At 44.7% G+C, this 17,414-nt stretch carries 16 protein-coding genes; 11 read left to right on the top strand and 5 right to left on the bottom strand.

Annotated features, from left to right (window positions below):
* The first annotated feature begins 80 nt into the window (after positions 1-80).
* A complete protein-coding gene (gene mtgA, locus NEJAP_RS19245) occupies positions 81-794 on the top strand; it encodes a monofunctional biosynthetic peptidoglycan transglycosylase (RefSeq protein WP_236591003.1) in 714 nt (237 codons plus the stop codon).
* Here the strand turns inward: mtgA and NEJAP_RS19250 are convergent.
* On the bottom strand, positions 791-1,972 hold the full coding sequence (locus tag NEJAP_RS19250) for a urate hydroxylase PuuD (protein WP_201348693.1): 1,182 nt from the start codon (positions 1,970-1,972) through the stop codon (positions 791-793). The two genes, mtgA and NEJAP_RS19250, sit on opposite strands and share 4 nt — an antisense overlap.
* A 356-nt stretch (positions 1,973-2,328) precedes the next feature.
* Between NEJAP_RS19250 and NEJAP_RS19255 the strand changes: the two genes are divergently transcribed.
* The 10 genes from NEJAP_RS19255 (at position 2,329) to yghU (ending at position 13,551) form a co-directional block, all read left to right on the top strand.
* Positions 2,329-3,942 (top strand): ABC transporter ATP-binding protein, encoded by a 1,614-nt coding sequence (locus NEJAP_RS19255; RefSeq protein ID WP_201348694.1) that lies wholly within the window; start codon positions 2,329-2,331, stop codon positions 3,940-3,942.
* Positions 3,943-3,953: 11 nt separating this feature from the next.
* Positions 3,954-5,051, top strand: a complete 1,098-nt coding sequence (locus NEJAP_RS19260; protein WP_201348695.1) for an ABC transporter permease — start codon at positions 3,954-3,956, stop codon at positions 5,049-5,051.
* On the top strand, positions 5,051-5,977 hold the full coding sequence (locus NEJAP_RS19265) for an ABC transporter permease (RefSeq protein ID WP_201348696.1): 927 nt from the start codon (positions 5,051-5,053) through the stop codon (positions 5,975-5,977). Before NEJAP_RS19260 ends, NEJAP_RS19265 begins: the two co-directional genes overlap by 1 nt.
* A 5-nt stretch (positions 5,978-5,982) precedes the next feature.
* A complete protein-coding gene (locus NEJAP_RS19270) occupies positions 5,983-7,350 on the top strand; it encodes an 8-oxoguanine deaminase (protein WP_201348697.1) in 1,368 nt (455 codons plus the stop codon).
* A gap of 110 nt (positions 7,351-7,460) precedes the next feature.
* A complete protein-coding gene (gene gpt / locus NEJAP_RS19275) occupies positions 7,461-7,970 on the top strand; it encodes a xanthine phosphoribosyltransferase (RefSeq protein WP_028468223.1) in 510 nt (169 codons plus the stop codon).
* A 45-nt stretch (positions 7,971-8,015) separates the two neighbouring features.
* Positions 8,016-9,101 (top strand): BMP family ABC transporter substrate-binding protein, encoded by a 1,086-nt coding sequence (locus tag NEJAP_RS19280; protein WP_201348698.1) that lies wholly within the window; start codon positions 8,016-8,018, stop codon positions 9,099-9,101.
* 90 nt (positions 9,102-9,191) lie between these two features.
* Positions 9,192-10,190, top strand: coding sequence for an adenosine deaminase (locus NEJAP_RS19285; RefSeq protein WP_201350743.1), 999 nt, complete (start codon positions 9,192-9,194; stop codon positions 10,188-10,190).
* A gap of 70 nt (positions 10,191-10,260) precedes the next feature.
* A complete protein-coding gene (locus tag NEJAP_RS19290) occupies positions 10,261-11,241 on the top strand; it encodes a serine/threonine protein kinase (RefSeq protein ID WP_201348700.1) in 981 nt (326 codons plus the stop codon).
* A 34-nt stretch (positions 11,242-11,275) separates the two neighbouring features.
* Complete coding sequence (locus NEJAP_RS19295) at positions 11,276-12,619, top strand: hypothetical protein (protein WP_201348701.1); 1,344 nt, start codon at positions 11,276-11,278, stop codon at positions 12,617-12,619.
* 77 nt (positions 12,620-12,696) lie between these two features.
* Complete coding sequence (gene yghU, locus NEJAP_RS19300; RefSeq protein WP_201348702.1) at positions 12,697-13,551, top strand: glutathione-dependent disulfide-bond oxidoreductase; 855 nt, start codon at positions 12,697-12,699, stop codon at positions 13,549-13,551.
* 40 nt (positions 13,552-13,591) lie between these two features.
* Here the strand turns inward: yghU and mnmE are convergent, their stop codons facing one another.
* From mnmE to rpmH, 4 genes are all read right to left on the bottom strand, one after another.
* Positions 13,592-14,959, bottom strand: coding sequence for a tRNA uridine-5-carboxymethylaminomethyl(34) synthesis GTPase MnmE (gene mnmE, locus NEJAP_RS19305; protein WP_201348703.1), 1,368 nt, complete (start codon positions 14,957-14,959; stop codon positions 13,592-13,594).
* A 69-nt stretch (positions 14,960-15,028) separates the two neighbouring features.
* On the bottom strand, positions 15,029-16,693 hold the full coding sequence (yidC, locus tag NEJAP_RS19310; protein ID WP_201348704.1) for a membrane protein insertase YidC: 1,665 nt from the start codon (positions 16,691-16,693) through the stop codon (positions 15,029-15,031).
* Between the two features lie 13 nt (positions 16,694-16,706).
* Positions 16,707-17,084, bottom strand: coding sequence for a ribonuclease P protein component (rnpA, locus tag NEJAP_RS19315; protein WP_028468229.1), 378 nt, complete (start codon positions 17,082-17,084; stop codon positions 16,707-16,709).
* Between the two features lie 29 nt (positions 17,085-17,113).
* Positions 17,114-17,248 carry a 50S ribosomal protein L34 gene (gene rpmH, locus NEJAP_RS19320; RefSeq protein WP_028468230.1) on the bottom strand — a complete coding sequence of 45 codons (135 nt, stop codon included), beginning with the start codon at positions 17,246-17,248 and terminating at the stop codon, positions 17,114-17,116.
* Positions 17,249-17,414: the final 166 nt, after the last annotated feature.

Genomic DNA, 17,414 nt, shown 5'->3' on the forward strand with positions numbered 1-17,414 from the left:
GGTTGTTGTCTTAGTCCTTATTTTGCTTAGGACTCGCTCCTTCAATGTATGAAGGTAACGTTTATTTTGGAGGCTATTGAGTGGCGAAAAGGTCAATATTGAATTCGCTATGGCGATACATATATTTAACATTGCTAACAGTATGTTTGTTATCACTAGCTATTATTGGCCTTTTTAAGGTTGTTAACCCTCCATCATCTTCTTTTATGTTGATTGATCAATGGCAGAACCCTGAACGTGTCGTTCAACATACTTGGGTTGACCTTGAGGATATCTCACAGTGGATGCCATTAGCCGTTATTGCCAGTGAAGACCAAGGCTTTGTTAAGCACTGGGGTATTGATACACAGGCATTAATGACCGCATTAAAGGATTATCGTAAAAAGGGCTCACTTCGGGGAGCAAGCACCATTTCTCAACAGACCGCCAAAAACCTTTTTCTTTGGAATGATAGACATTACATGCGTAAGGTTTTAGAACTGGGGCTTACATTGGGTTTGGAAGGTTTGTGGTCTAAAAGGCGTATTATGGAGGTTTATCTTAATATTGCAGAGTTTGGTGATGGTGTTTATGGCGTACAAGCAGCCAGCCAACATTTTTTTGGTATCAAAGCTCGCTACTTGACGAGAACACAGGCTGCTAAGCTAGCGGCTGTGCTGCCTAACCCTAAAAAATATAATGCAGGGCGCCCTTCTACTTATATAAGGAAACGTGTTGTTTGGATTACGCGCCAAATGAGACAGTTAGGAGGTACAAGTTCAATTCAGCCATTATTGCATGGTCAACAGCGTTAGTTTTTTTGTAGCCAGTCAGCAAGGGCTGCTCTTTCTTTGTCCGTCATACCTGTCTTATTCATAAATGGCATATCTTTGGAGATAACGACGCGAGCATGAATGCGAGGAAGCCAGTTCATTATCTGTTTTTTTGTATCATAAATGACGCCTGCCGGAGCTGTTGAAAATAGCTCATCAGTCGGGGTAGCACTGTGACAGCTGTTACAGCGTTGCTGAATCAAGCTAATCGCGGCGCTATCAGACAGTGTTTTGCTGGAAGCACCCAGGCTTACAGGTTTAGGCGCTATGATCCAAGCCAGTGCCATAAACGCTAGCAATGCCGAAACTAAAATAAGTGGCTTAACAATGCCTTTATGTCGTAAATTAAAGAAATGACGTGCCCACGCTGCAATTAACATTATTGCCCCCAAAACTAGCCAGCCGTATTCGTGGCCATATGTCATTGGGTAGTGGCTGCTTAGCATAATAAATAGCACGGGTAAGGTTGCGTAGTTATTATGCGTTGAGCGTAATTTAGCGTTAACTCCGTATTTTGGATCAGGCGCCTCACCTTTTTTAACGGCTGCTACTAGTGCGCGTTGTGCGGGCATAATGCCGACAAGTACATTTGCCGCCATACAGGTACCAATGATCGCACCTATGTGAATATAAGCACCTCTATCACTCAAGACCAAGCTTAGAGCAAAGGCAATCAGGGTCAGTAAAACCAACATAACCAGGCCAAATATCAAGCCATGATTAACTATTGGTGACTTACATGCTAAATCATAAATAATGACTCCGCCAAGAATGCTACCCAAACCGATAGTAATAGCACTGAGCTGAGATATGTCTGCTTTACTTGTATCTATTAGGTAGGCATCAGCACCGACATAATAGATTAAGCTGAGTAATAAAAACCCCGTTATCCAGGTACTGTATGCTTCCCATTTGAACCAATGCAGAGTCTCTGGCATCTGCTCAGGTGCGAGTCGGTACTTGGCTACTTCGTAAAAACCACCTCCGTGTATTGCCCAGAGATCACCAGAAATACCTTTGTCTTTTTTCCATTGAGGAGGGTTTTGTAGTGTGTTATCCAACCAGATGAAATAGAAAGAGGCGCCAATCCAAGCAATGGCGGTGACTACGTGCAAGAAACGTAGTATCAAGCTGATCCAATCTATTAGGTAAGGATCCATATTTCATGCCTCTTATTACGTCACTAACATGATAAAATGCAAAGACTTGGTGCATTACAGAATGAGAAAGTATCTGTTTATCAAAGGTAACGAATATTTAATAGTTTGTTTTTGAATGATTTTTTATTTCTTGTGAAGCTTATTTAGCTCCCATCTGAAATAATCTTTGTATTTAAGTTATTCAAAAACTTGTCTTGTTAGTCAGGTTTTGTATTAATTCTGCCATTGTGCGTTAAAAATAAGAATCTATTTTTGAGCGGTTGGCTGGTTTTTTGCATTTCTAGAGAAACTAATTTTACGTTAGTACTATGCAGTACATGATGCAAAAAATGCTTAACGGTGAGAAGAGGACACACATGAACACTCCTACGGCAAGTTTTCAGCCTGATCGCCCCAAACGGCTTATTATGCATGGTATTACCAAGCAGTATCCTGGTTGCTTAGCAAACGATAGCATTGATATTGATATCGGTGTAGGAGAGATACATGCCTTGCTGGGTGAGAACGGCGCAGGTAAAAGTACCTTGATGAAAATTATTTACGGTGTCGTTAAACCCGATGCTGGAGAGATCACTTGGGAAGGTGACAAGATCCGCATTAAAGACCCCGCACATGCCAGGAAATTAGGCGTAGGTATGGTGTTTCAGCACTTTTCTTTGTTTGAAACGCTTACTGTTACCGAAAATATCGCTTTAGCACTGGGGGATGAGGCTAAGGATATGAAAGCCTTGGCTGAAAAAATACGCACGGTATCGGCACATTATGGAATGGCGCTTAATCCTGAGCGCTATGTAAATTCATTATCGGTAGGAGAAAGGCAACGCGTTGAGATCGTACGTTGTCTTGTACAAGATATTCGTTTGCTCATCTTAGATGAACCCACATCAGTGTTAACACCTCAAGAGGTCGATACGCTTTTTGTTACGTTACGTCGTTTAGCTGAAGAAGGCTGCAGTATCTTATTTATTAGCCATAAATTAAACGAAGTTAAGGCTTTATGTCATCGTGCTACTGTATTGCGCGCAGGACGTGTATCAGGTGCTTGTCTTCCTTCTGAGGAAGATGCATCTAGTATGGCACGGATGATGGTAGGCGATGAAACCCCTATCAATATGGATTACGACAAGGTTCAGGGGGAGGATATATTTTTACAAATTCGCGGTTTGAGCCGTATCAGTGAAGACCCTTTCGGTGTTGATTTAAAAAATATTAATTTGGATGTTCATGCCGGTGAAATTGTTGGTATTGCCGGTGTTGCGGGTAATGGTCAAGAAGAGTTATTAGCAGCACTTAGTGGCGAAGACATTATTAAAAACCATGATGCTATTCATTTTCCCTGTGGCCCGGTTGGAAATTTATCCCCAGACAAACGCCGCGGCAAAGGACTCGCTTTTGTGCCTGAAGAACGCTTGGGGCGCGGTGCGGTACCAGATATGAGCTTGAAAGATAATGCCCTGCTAACCGGTTTTTTAACTGGCTTGATTAAAAATGGCATGATTGATCATGAGAGCACGGAAAGCTTTGCGAAAAAAATCATCAAAAAATTCAAAGTAAAGACGCCCAATAGCGGCACGCATGCGAAAAGCTTATCGGGTGGTAACCTGCAGAAGTTTATTATTGGTCGTGAGATTATGCAAAATCCACGACTTTTAATAGCAGCCCATCCCACGTGGGGAGTCGATATTGGTGCGGCAACGGCTATTCATCAGGCATTGATTGAATTGCGAGATAACGGCGCAGCTATTTTGATCGTTTCAGAGGATATTGATGAGCTATTTCAAATATCAGATCGCCTGTGTGCTGTATGTGATGGGGCTCTCTCCCCGATTAAAGCTGCTCCAGATACAACCGTAGAAGAAGTCGGGCGCTGGATGGCTGGCATATTTGATGCGGACGTTTGTGACGCCCAAGCGCTCGAAACCCAATCAGTTTCTGCACAAGCAACGGCTGGCGCCGTTCAGACTCATTAAAGGAGTGCTAGATGTTTCTTAAATTAGAACCGCGTGCTGAACACTCCCGCAAGATGGCTTATTTATCCCCCTTGTTAGCCGGTGTTCTTACCCTAATGACCGGAGGTATCTTTTTTTACCTGCAGGGGCATGATCCTCTTTTTGCACTACAAACGATGCTTTATACGCCTATATCAGATACTTATGGTTTAGCTGAGCTGTGCGTGAAAACGGCACCAATATTACTTTGTGCTATTGGTTTGGCCATCGTATTTAAGGCACAAGTGTGGAATATAGGGGCTGAAGGGCAACTTTTGATTGGTGGGCTTGCTGCCAGCGCGCTAGCGGTCAATATTATCGAAGTGGAAGCAGCGTGGGCTTTGCCGGCAGTGATGTTGGCGGGAATTGTTGGTGGTGCTTTATGGGCATTACTCGCGGCTTGGCTGAAAACTCACTTCAATGCGAATGAAATCCTAACAACCATCATGTTTAACTACATAGCACTTAACTTACTTATTTTCTCGGTACATGGACCGTTGAAAGATCCTGATGGCTTTAATTTTCCAGAGTCCGCCATGTTTGGTGACGCTTCCTTGTTGCCAGTATTAGTGGAAGATACTCGTGTACACGCTGGTATCTTGTTTGCTTTGCTAGCGGTGGTAGTTATTTGGGTTTTATTAGCAAGAAGCTTTATCGGATTTCAAATAAAGGTATTGGGGCTAGACGCCAGTGCCGCAAGGCTGGCTGGCTTTAAGGATAAAAAGCTTGTATGGATTGCTATGTTAGTTAGTGGCGGTTTGGCAGGCCTTGCCGGTGCAGGTGAAGTAGCAGGTCCATTAGGGCAGCTAGTACCACAAATATCTCCGGGCTATGGCTATGCCGCCATCATTGTGGCTTTTTTAGGACGCTTACACCCCATAGGTATTTTGTTTGCTAGCCTGTTAATGGCCCTTATTTATATGGGTGGAGAGATGGCTCAGATTGAGTTGAATATGCCGCTGGCTATTACTGGTTTGTTTCAAGGGATGCTGCTGTTTTACCTTCTCGCTTGTGATGTATTGATAGGTTACAAAATTAAATTTCCTTGGTCGGGTATGGATACAGTGACAAGCCGTGTGGAGCAACAATAATGGATATTGATCTGATTACAAATATTCTTTACGCCATGATACGTACGGGTACACCGCTGTTAATTGTAGCGTTAGGCGAAATGGTATGTGAAAAAAGCGGCGTGTTAAATCTAGGCCAAGAAGGCATGATGCTGATGGGTGCTGTGGCTGGGTTTATCGCGACATGGCTGACAGGTAATCTATTCTTTGGCTTCTTGATGGCGATTGTTGCCGGTATTGTCATGTCGCAATTATTTGCCATGATAGCGTTAGGGCTTAATGCTAACCAAGTAGCGACAGGGTTAGCGTTGACCATTTTTGGAGGCGGTTTATCGGCGTTTATTGGTTCAAGCTTTGTGGGTAAACCTATTGAAGGGTTGGAAGTGATTGCTATCCCGTTTCTTAGCGATATCCCTTTAATCGGTAAAATGTTATTTGCTCAAGACTTAGTTGTTTACCTCTCTTTTGTCTTATTTGGTGTTATTTTTTGGTTTTTCCGCTCCAGCCGTACAGGCTTAATTGTAAAGGCTGTTGGAGAGAACCCGCATGCTGCTAATGCGATCGGTTTGCCGGTCATGCGTACGCGTTATTTGGCCGTCGGTTTTGGTGGAGCAATGGCGGGTTTAGCCGGAGGTTATCTATCTTTGGCTTATACACCTTTATGGGCTGAAAACATGACAGCTGGGCGCGGTTGGATTGCACTAGCATTGGTTGTCTTTGCTAGTTGGCGTACTGAAAGAATATTACTGGGTGCTTATCTATTTGGTTTAGCTAGTATTCTACATTTGGTAGCACAAGGCTTAGGGTTTGCCGTCTCGCCAAACCTATTAGCGATGCTACCTTATATTGCTACCGTGTTGGTGTTGGTAATGATGTCGCGCAATCAAGGGCGCAGTAAAATGTATGCGCCAATCTCTTTAGGCAAACCTTTTCATGCGGGAGCTTAGGCTAGATGACTGAAAGCAGCTCCCTGTGGATAAAAAACCCACTGGCTATTTTGTCTAACTCTGAAGACGATGCGCGCGGCGGCATTGTTGTTGAAGATGGAAAAATTATTGAGCTGGTGGCTGCAGGAGAAGTGCCCGCTCAGTCATGTGATCAGGTTTATGATGCCAGCCAGCATGTCATACTGCCGGGGTTGATTAATACTCACCACCACTTTTACCAAACACTGACTCGCGCTTACCCAGGTGCCTTGAACAAAGAGCTGTTTCCTTGGTTGAAAACGCTCTATCCCCTGTGGGCAGGCTTAGAGCCTGAAATGCTTGCTTCTGCCAGCCGCTTAGCGTTAACCGAGTTGATGTTATCGGGTTGCACGTTGGCAGCAGACCATCATTACCTGTTTCCTGACGGTATGGAGAATGCCATTGATGTACAGGTTGCTGAGGCTAATAAGCTCGGTATACGGGTGATGTTGACGCGAGGCTCGATGAGTCTTGGCGAGAAAGATGGAGGCTTGCCACCACAAACAACGGTTCAAAGTGAAGAACAAATATTGAGTGATAGTGAGCGACTTATCCACCGATATCACCAACGCGGTGAAGGCGCCATGATTCAAATAGCATTGGCCCCCTGCTCGCCTTTTTCAGTAACACCCGAAATCATGAAAGCGAGTGCATTACTAGCACAACGTCATGATGTACGCCTGCATACTCACTTAGCTGAAACCATCGATGAAGAAACATTCTGTTTAGAACGTTTTGGTATGCGCACTGTTGATTATCTTGAGAGCGTAGGTTGGTTATCAGCACGCACTTGGCTAGCACATGGTATTCACTTTGATGATGACGAGATTCGTCGTTTAGGTCAGGCAGGTGTGGGTGTATGCCACTGCCCTACGTCTAATATGATGCTGGCATCAGGTATTGCCCGCACAAAAGAGTTAGAAGCTGCAGGTGTACCCGTTGGCTTAGGTGTGGATGGCTCGGCATCAAATGATGGCTCTAATATGATTCAGGAAGTTCGTCAGGCTTTGTATCTGCAGCGCTTACGTTATGGCTCATCCGCCGTAACGCACTTTGATGCATATCGCTGGGCTACACAGGGCTCTGCTGCTGTTTTAGGACGAAGTGATGTAGGAAAAATAGCACTAGGTAAGCAGGCAGATTTGGCGATGTTTATGTTAGATGAGCTACGTTTTTCAGGCAGTCATGACCCATTAGCCGCCTTACTACTTTGTGGTGCTGAAAAAGCGGATCGCGTTATGGTTGCTGGGCATTGGACTGTCGAAGATGGTGAAGTATCAGGTGTTGATAGGCATGCACTCATTGCGGAACATAGCGCTTTAGCTAAAAAGCTGGCGACTAAGCTGTCGCACTAGAATACTTTTATACTAGAAAAACCTGACCATTAGGTTATGATTTCTGACAATGTTATGTCTTTTCATTTTTTTGTAAGACATATGAAGCTTTGATTGATGAGGGATATTTGATGGGACAGTCGCCATACAGTAAAGATTTTCCAGTAACTTGGGAGGAGCTGCATCGCAACTCCCGCGCGCTATCATGGCGATTGCTGGAGCTAGGTCCGTGGAAAGGTATTATCGCCATCACTCGTGGAGGCTTAGTGCCTGCTGCTATTCTCGCTCGTGAGCTAGATATTCGTTTGATCGATACTGTATGCGTTACCAGCTATGGTGTTAACGACGAAGGCGATGCAGCAATGCACCAGGGAGAGCTGAACATTCTTAAAAGTGTCGAAGGCGATGGCGAAGGCTTTTTGCTGGTAGATGACCTCGTTGATACGGGTAAAACAGCGCGCTGTGTACGTGAAATGCTACCAAAAGCACATTTCGTAACGCTCTATGCCAAACCTGCTGGCCGCCCGTTGGTTGATACGTATGCGATGGAAGTCAGTCAGGATACTTGGATTAGATTCCCGTGGGATATGGAGTACACCTTCTCAACGCCGTTAGCCGATAGAACAAACAACCCGGGCTGAGCATTTTAGCCAATAATAAAAAGTATTTTAACGAGGATTTTGGTAATGAAAAAAATCGTGTTGAAAAAACTCCTAACCGGCTTAATTGCTGGCGTAGGTTTAGTAGCAACATTAGGTGCTCAAGCCGCTGACCCTTTCAAAGTAGGTTTTGTATACGTAGGGCCTGTAGGTGATCATGGTTGGAGTTATCAACATGACCAGGGACGTTTGGCTGTTGAGAAGCATTTTGGCGATAAGGTAAAAACAACCTATGTTGAGAATGTACCTGAAGGTGCTGATGCTGAGCGCGTTATCCGTAACCTTGCTAAAACTGGCCACGACCTAATTTTTACAACTTCGTTTGGTTTTATGAACCCAACGTTGAAAGTTGCTAAGCGCTTTCCTAAAGTGACATTTGAACATGCGACGGGCTATAAGTTAAAGAAAAATGTCGGTACTTACATATCGAATACCTATGAAGGCCGTTATATCGCAGGTTTTACTGCTGCAAAAATGACCAAGTCTAACAAAATCGGCTATATCGCCTCTTTCCCTATACCTGAAGTTATTCGTGATATTAACGCGGTACAGATGGCGTTGAATAAGTATAATCCGGATGCTGAATTAAAAATTATTTGGGTTAATAGCTGGTTCGATCCAGGTAAAGAAGCAGATGCCGCTAATGCTATGATGGATCAGGGTGTGGATGTTATTTTGCAACACACTGATAGCCCAGCAGCAATGCAGGCAGCCAATAGACGTGGTGCCTATGCAGTAGGTCAGGCTTCTGATATGTCTAGCTTTGGTGAAAAAGCGCACATCCTTTCAGTTGTGGATAACTGGTCTCCCTTCTACATTAAACGCGTTCAGCAAGTGATGGATGGTACGTGGAAGTCTGAAGATCATTGGGGTGGCATGGCTGAAGAAGAGATTGTTATTCCTGAGTTCAGTGATAGTGTCCCTCAAGATGTTGTAGCAGAAGCTCAAGCGTTGATTGCTCAAATTAAAGCAGGAACTCTACACCCATTTGCGGGTCCGATTAAAAACCAGGCGGGTGAACTTAAAGTAGCCGAAGGCGAGATTTTACCGCACGGTGATATGGCAGGCATGAACTGGTATGTAGAAGGTGTTCCAGGTGAAATTCCTCGTTAAATAGGAAAGACAATCTAAGGAACACGAGGGGGCTTATGCCCCCTTTTTTGAATCTTTATTTTGAATAAACGGGGAGCTTTTATGGCAAACATGACCGAGTTTATTACACAGCTCCCTAAAGCTGAATTGCATCTTCATCTTGAAGGTAGTTTAGAACCCGAGCTAATGTTAAAGCTTGCGCAGCGTAATAAACTGTTTTTACCTTATGATGATATAGCGGCCATTAAAGCCGCCTATGAGTTTGGTAATTTGCAGGACTTTCTTGATATTTATTACCAAGGCGCCAATGTATTACAGACGGAACAAGATTTTTTCGATCTGACTTGGGCCTACCTTTTACGCTGCAAAGAGCAAGGCGTGGTGCATACAGAGCCATGCTTTGATCCGCAAACACATACTGACCGAGGTATTCCTTTTCCCGTTGTGGTCAACGGTATTAGCGCGGCATTAAAGCAGGGGCAAACGCAGTTAGGTATCAGTAGTTATCTGATACTCTCATTTTTACGCCATTTACCCGAAGAAGCTGCTTTTAAAACGCTCGAGATGGCGTTGCCATATCGTGATCAGTTTATTGCTGTGGGTCTTGATAGTTCTGAAATGGGTCATCCTCCAGAGAAATTTGAGCGTGTATTTGCCAAAGCGCGCGCTGAAGGCTTTAAAGCGGTGGCCCATGCTGGCGAAGAAGGGCCGGCAGCTTATGTGTGGTCAGCGTTAGATCTTCTTAGTGTCGATCGTATCGATCATGGTGTGCGTGCTTTTGAAGATGCTAAGCTGATACAACGTTTGATCGATGAACAGGTTCCACTGACGGTTTGCCCATTATCAAATACACGTTTAAAAGTATTTGCCGATATGGCTGACCACACAATACTAAAAATGCTAGATCAAGGTGTCATGGTGACGGTGAACTCTGATGACCCCGCTTATTTTGGTGGTTATGTGGCTGAAAACTACCAAGCAATATATGAATCATTAGCGATGACGCCTGCTCAGTTACAACAGCTAGCGATTAATAGTATTAAGGCGAGCTTTTTACCTCAAGATGTAAAAAATTCTATTATCTTGCAGGTTGAGTCTGTAGGAATTTAGACGCGCTATTCATGTTACTTAGGTTTAGTATAGGCCCTCACACTAAACCATTATCTGCGGCAGTAGAGCGATGAATAAACAGCCTTTTTTTGAATTAAAGCCCGATACTGTTTTGGACGCAGTCGAGTCTCTTGGTTACCTAAGTGACGGGCGTATTATGGCGCTCAACAGCTATGAAAATCGCGTCTATCAGGTGGGTATTGATGAGAAGACACCACTCATTGCTAAGTTTTACCGCCCCGAGCGTTGGAGTGATGAGCAAATATTAGAAGAACACCAGTATATGTATGAGCTGGTGGAGCAAGAGCTCTCTGTTGTTGCTCCGATGAAAAATGCCCATGGCGATAGTTTGTTTAGTTATGAAGATTTTCGTTTTTCTCTATTTGAACGCCGCGGTGGGCGCGCTCCAGAATTAGATGATCCTGAACACCAGTTCCAGTTGGGTCGAACTATTGGCCGGATACATCAGGTAGGTCAGTCTTGCTCTTTTATCCACAGGCCTGTGGTGGATATTCAAAGTTATGGCGTCGACAGTGCCGATTTCATTAGTCGCGAATTTATCCCCAACTCGTTAAAAATTGCTTATGACAGCCTTACATCGGATCTTTTACGTGAAATTGATGCCGCTTTTAAACGTGCCGGAGATGTAAAGCTGATACGCGTACATGGTGACTGCCATGCGGGGAACATTCTATGGCGTGATGACACGCCACACTTTGTGGACTTTGACGATGCGCGTATGGCACCGGCTATACAAGACCTGTGGATGTTTTTAACCGGCGAACGGCAGCAGCAGCAGTTACAAATCGGCGAAGTCGTAGAAGGCTACAATGAGTTTGCTGACTTTGATCCTCGCGAATTACATTTGGTTGAAGCGCTACGAACGCTACGGATGATGTACTACGCTGCATGGATCGCTAGACGTTGGGATGACCCTGCTTTTCCGCATAACTTCTCTTGGTTTAATACAGAGCGTTATTGGGGTGAGCATCTATTACAGCTACGAGAGCAGTTCTTTGCATTGCAGCAACCTGTGCTGAAACTATTGTGATATCCGACTATTGAGACCGCTCTTGAGGTAATGAATGTCTAATCATCAGGCGAGCAGTCAACCTGCCTGCCCTGTTCATGTGCGTGTGGCAGGTATTACGCTGTACCTAATGATATTGCTCTCAGTTGTGAATGGGTTAAGTGGTGCTGTTCCTAGCTGGTGGGCGGGTATAGCAGGTTGGTTGGCTGCTTTATTGCTATTACGCCGTGTACGTAGAATGCAACTCCTACAATCTGGTCTAATGCTGCTAGTGGGTGTTAGCTGCTTGTTATGGAGCTTTTCACAAAGTGAAGCGGTGCTCTGGTTAAAAGCGTTGAGCGCAAATCAAGCTCTGGTGACCATGCTCGCAGCGGTAAGTTTTTTGCGTTTGATTGCAGCTTCTCATATGAGTGAAAGCCACAGCGAACCACAAGGTAAAAATGCTTTCTGGAAAACCTTATTAGGTGTGCATTTTTTTGGATCAATCATTAACCTGTCCGCAATGATGATTATGGCTGAACGCCTTAATCAAAAGCAGTCTTTAAGCATGACACAGGCAGCGACACTCTCGCGTGGTTTTGGTACGGCGGCACTCTGGTCGCCTTTTTTTGCAGCAATGGGGGTGGCACTTACTAATGCGCCAGGAGCACATCTATTTGTCTTAGCCATTGCTGGCTTACCGATTGCCGGGGTTGCTTTGTGGCTTGCCGGAACAGATATCACTAAAGAGATAGAGGTGGATGAGTTCAAAGGTTATCCACTGGATTTGTCAGCCTTGTGGATGCCTACATTGTTGGCTATCTCTATTATGGCCTGTCACTTTTTATTGCCTTTGGTGCCAGTACTCACACTGATCTCTTTCTTATCAATTTTATTGCCGTTTGTTGTACTGGCTTTTAAAAAGTCAGCGATAGGTGAAAAGTCCACGACTGGCTTGCCTGTGTATAAACATCATATTCTTAATGTTATCCCCAATATTGGTTCGGAATTATTACTATTTCTGGCCGCTGGCGTACTCGCAGTAGGTATTGGTTCTGTGATGACATCGGCTAATTTAACGCTTGGCTTTAGCAGCTTTGGCGCATGGCAAGCCAGCGGTCTGTTGATAATATCGGTGGTTTTAGCCATTGTTGGTGTGCACCCTGTTATTACTGTTGCCACAGCGGGTGGCTTGCTCGCTAATATTAATGCAGCGCCTGACTTATTGGCGATGACGTTTTTAATGTGCTGGTCTGGTGGGGTTATCGCGTCCCCGTTATCTGGGATGCACCTGACGCTCTCTGGTCGCTTTAATATCAGTAATTTTCAGTTGTTCATGCGTAATCGGCGCTTTTCAGTCCAATTTTTGCTTTTACAAATTAGTTTTTTACATCTTTATAATGCACTCGGCGTGCTATAACTCTTTAACATCTACTTTCTCTATTCACCTTAGTTATTTATCTCAATGTTTTTTTGAGAGTACAAGAGGCCAATGTCATGAGTGATTCTTCAAACTATACGCCACCCTATGTACCACCCAAGGTCTGGACTATGGAAGCACCCAGTGGTGGGGAGTTCGCTAACATCAACCGTCCGGTTGCAGGTGCAACTCATACTAAGGAGCTGCCTGTGGGTAAGCATCCTCTACAGCTATACTCTCTTGCGACGCCTAATGGTATGAAGGCAACCATTATGCTGGAAGAGCTTTTAGCACTGGGATATAGCGATGCAGAGTACGATGCTTGGTTGATCCGTATTACGGAGGGAGATCAGTTCTCAAGTGGTTTTGTTGAGGTTAATCCTAATTCTAAAATTCCTGCGCTTGTGGATAACAGTACCGAAAAGGCAACGTACGTATTTGAGTCGGGTTCTATTTTGTTTTATCTCGCTGAAAAGTTTGATGCGATGCTGCCTAAGGCGGTAGCCGACAGGACGGAAGTGATGAACTGGCTATTTTGGCAGATGGGCTCTGCGCCCTATCTTGGCGGTGGCTTCGGGCATTTTTATGCCTATGCTCCCGAGAAGTTTGAGTATCCTATTGATCGTTTTACCATGGAAACTAAGCGTCAATTAGACGTGCTTGACCGCGCATTGGCTGAGCGCCCGTATATTGCAGGAAACGAATACAGCATTGCTGATATCGCTATCTGGCCTTGGTATGGGGGATTAGTGCTGGGGCATCTGTATGACGCTGGGGAGTTTCTATCAGTGCATGAATATACACATGTGCAGCGCTGGGCGAATGAAATTGCTAAGCGCCCTGCTGTTATTCGTGGTCGCAAGGTCAACCGTACCTGGGGTGAAGACGATGATCAGCTGCCAGAACGTCATGCCAGTGCTGATCTAGATTAGATATGGCAGATGGATAATTAGCTTCAGACTAGAAGGAAGACTATTTTCCAATACAGAAGCTGGAAAATATTCTTCCTAATAAGTCATCATTACTGAATTGGCCGGTAATCTCGCCTAAGGCTTGCTGAGCTTGCCTTAGATCTTCGGCAAGTAGTTCGCCTGCACCGTTGTGGATAAGTTGATCTCGACCGGTTTCTAACAATTGTGAAGCGCTGTTGAGTGCTTCAAGGTGACGACGACGAGCTAAAAAACCACCTTCAGTTGTGGCTTGGTAGCCCATACAGGTCTTAAGGTGCTCACGTAGCGTCTCTATGCCCTCTCCAGCTTTAGCTGATAGATTGATTAGCGTATGACCATGCACCTCTTGTAGACCGAATCCTTCGCCGCTCAGATCAGATTTATTTCGGATAACTGTAATTTTACTTTGATCTTGTAGCTGATCGACAAACTCAGGCCAAATTTGTTGGGGGTCATCAGCATGTGTCTTTGTACTATCGACCATCAATAGCACTCTGTCAGCTTTGTGAATCTCTTCCCAAGCGCGGCTAATGCCGATGCGTTCTACTTCATCGGGGGCGTCACGTAAGCCGGCAGTATCAATAATATGAAGTGGCATGCCATCAATGTGGATATGTTCACGTAATACGTCACGCGTCGTTCCAGCAATATCGGTTACAATAGCTGTTTCCCTTCCTGCTAATGCGTTTAACAGGCTGGACTTACCCGCATTGGGGCGTCCTGCAATCACAACACTCATACCTTCACGAATCAAACTTCCCTGCTTCGCTTCGCTTAATACAGCGGCGAGGTTGGCAATAATGCCATGTAAGTCAGAGAGTACCTTTCCGTCTGCTAGAAAATCGATCTCTTCTTCGGGAAAATCGATGGCCGCTTCAACATAGATACGTAGCTGTATAAGTGATTCTACTAGTGTGTCGATTCGTCGAGAGAACTCTCCTTGTAAGGAGCGTAAAGCACAGCGTGCTGCTTGTTGCGATGAGCTATCGATAAGGTCTGCGATAGCCTCTGCTTGTGCTAAATCAAGTTTGTCATTTAAAAAAGCACGTTCAGAGAATTCACCGGGTCTGGCGAGTCGGGCCCCCAGTGATTGTACTCGCTGTAGTAGAAAATCCATCACCACTGGGCCGCCATGGCCTTGTAGCTCTAAAATATCTTCACCGGTAAACGAATTAGGGCCAGGAAAATAAAGGGCTATACCTTCGTCCAGCTCGCTCCCTTGTGCATCTTTAAATGCCCCGTAATGTGCATAACGGGGTTTGGGTAAATAGCCAAGAACCTGCTCTGCAATTGCAGCAGCTTTTGGGCCTGATACACGTATAATTCCCACACCTCCACGCCCGGGAGCAGTGGCTTGTGCAGCAATCGTTTCTTGAGATATCAGGCTCATAGGTACTCCGTTTTTCTTGCAGCATTGAAAAAGGCTCCCACAGGAGCCTTTTTTGTACGTGACCTTATCTTAAGTCGCGCTAGGTTCTGCTTCAATCTGTTTGTTGATTACATATTGTTGTGCAATCGACAGAATGTTGTTCACTACCCAGTACAGTGTCAGACCTGCAGGGAACCACAGGAAGAAGAAAGTAAACATGATAGGCAACATCTTCATTACTTTAGCCTGCATTGGGTCTGGAGGTGTTGGGTTCAGCGACTGCTGAATAAACATACTCACACCCATGATAATTGGCAGAATAAAGTAAGGATCTTTAGCTGACAGGTCAGTCAGGTAGAGGAAGTCTGCATGGCGTAGCTCTACAGATTCCATTAGTACCCAATACAAAGAGATGAAGATCGGCATCTGAGCAACGATAGGCAAACATCCGCCTAACGGGTTGATCTTCTCTTTCTTGTATAGCTCCATCATGGCTTGGGACATCTTCTGTCGATCAGCGCCGTGTAGCTCTTTTAAACGCGTCATTTCAGGACCGAACTTACGCATTTTTGCCATAGATTTAAAGGCTTTAGCATTTAACTGGAAGAGTAATGCTTTCACCAGAAGCGTGATGCAAATAATAGTCAGCCCCCAGTTTCCTACAATACCATGTATCCACTTAAGCACTATGTAAAGAGGCGATGCAATCCACCACAGCCAACCAAAATCAAGGGTACGATCCAGCATTGGAGCCGCAGCTTCCATCTGGTCTACATCTTTAGGGCCGGCATAAAATGATGCTGAAACAGTTTTCTCGCCGCCAGCAGGTACTTCAAATGAAGGCGATACAAAACCTGCAATGTAGTTACCATTAAGCTTGCGCGTGCTGTATGTGTATTCAGCGCCAGGTGTTGGGATCCATGCACTCAAGAAGTAGTGCTGTACCATGGCTGCCCAACCATCAACTGTTGTTTCATTGAAATTGACTTCATTAATGTCATCAAAATCATATTTTTGATAGCTGTCTGTCGCCGTTGAAAAAACAGGACCAAGGTAAGATTGCATCCCCATATCGGTAGATGAGTTAGGGTCAGCGCTTTGGTCACGTTTAATCTGAGCAAACAAGTTTGCTTGGAATAACTCATTCGAGCCGTTATTAACAATATATTCTTGGCCGATAGTGTAAGAGTTTTTACTAAAGATATAACGTTTAGTAATGCTCAGGCCTTTTGCATCGTTAAAAACTAAATCAACGTTAATGCTGTCTTGTCCATCCAGAGCATATTCACTTTTTGCCACTGAATAGCTAGGGCGTCCATCTGGGTTAGCATCTGGGCCATTTGTACCAACCAAGCCACTTTGTGAAACGTAAGTGCGATTAACATTTTGCTCAAGCAAGATAAATGGAAGCTCGCTTCCAAGTGTTGCTTTGTATGCTGGCAAGGCTACTTGAATAATATCGCCGCCTTTAGCATCAATCAGCACATCTAGAACATCAGTTTTAACTGTGATTAGTTGTGTCGGTGTTGTGCCTTCAGTAGCAGTTTCTGTTGTAGGTAACTCACCAGAAGTGCTTTTTTTAGCAGCTACGGCGGTAGGAAGATCGCTGCTTGTTGATGCACTGCCATAGACAGAAACAGAAGCTGCCGGGGCTTGTGCTGTTGGTTGTTGACCGTAATCCTCATTCCACTGTAAAACCAGCATATATGAGATAAGTGCCAGGGCGGCAACTAGTATGACTCGCTGTACATCCATAAGTTTAAGACCGTTAATCTTGCTTGTTAAGTACGTGTTTGGATTTTTTATTCAACCGAGACCAGCACTTATCGGCAAGGCGATGTAACTCGCTTGCGCTCATATCACCCAGTCCTGGACGAGCCAGAATGATCATATCGACGGGCGGTAGTTTATGCTGGTTAAGGCGAAATGACTCGCGAATGATACGCCGAACATGATTACGTTTCACTGCTCTACGTACATTTTTTTTTGAAATCACAAACCCGAGACGTGGATGTTCGAGTCCGTTATGACGGGCTAGGATAAGTATTTTCTGGTCTGGCACCTTGATAGTGACACTATCAAAGACCTGTTGAAAATCCCCGGCAGTCAACAGGCGAAGCTGTCGGGGATATCCGAATTCGGTCATTCAACTACCAGATCCGGTCGTCGTCTGTATTAAGCAGACAGACGCGAACGGCCTTTTGCACGACGGCGGTTGATAATTGCGCGACCACTTTTAGTAGCCATGCGAGCACGAAAGCCGTGTGTACGAGCACGTTTTAAAACGCTTGGTTGAAATGTTCTTTTCATCAGTCAGTCCTACTATTAACGCTTGTGTAAGTGCTCGGTTATTAGCTGGCTGAAGCTACAGAGCAAAATTAAGACGCGAAATTCTAGTGAATTAATTAAGATAATTCAAATAGTTTTTTAGTTAATGAGTTAAAAGAGATAAATAAATTTCCCAAGCCTATGTTTA

It is taken from the genome of Neptunomonas japonica JAMM 1380 (assembly GCF_016592555.1).
Classification (GTDB): Bacteria; Pseudomonadota; Gammaproteobacteria; order Pseudomonadales; family Balneatricaceae; genus Neptunomonas; species Neptunomonas japonica_A.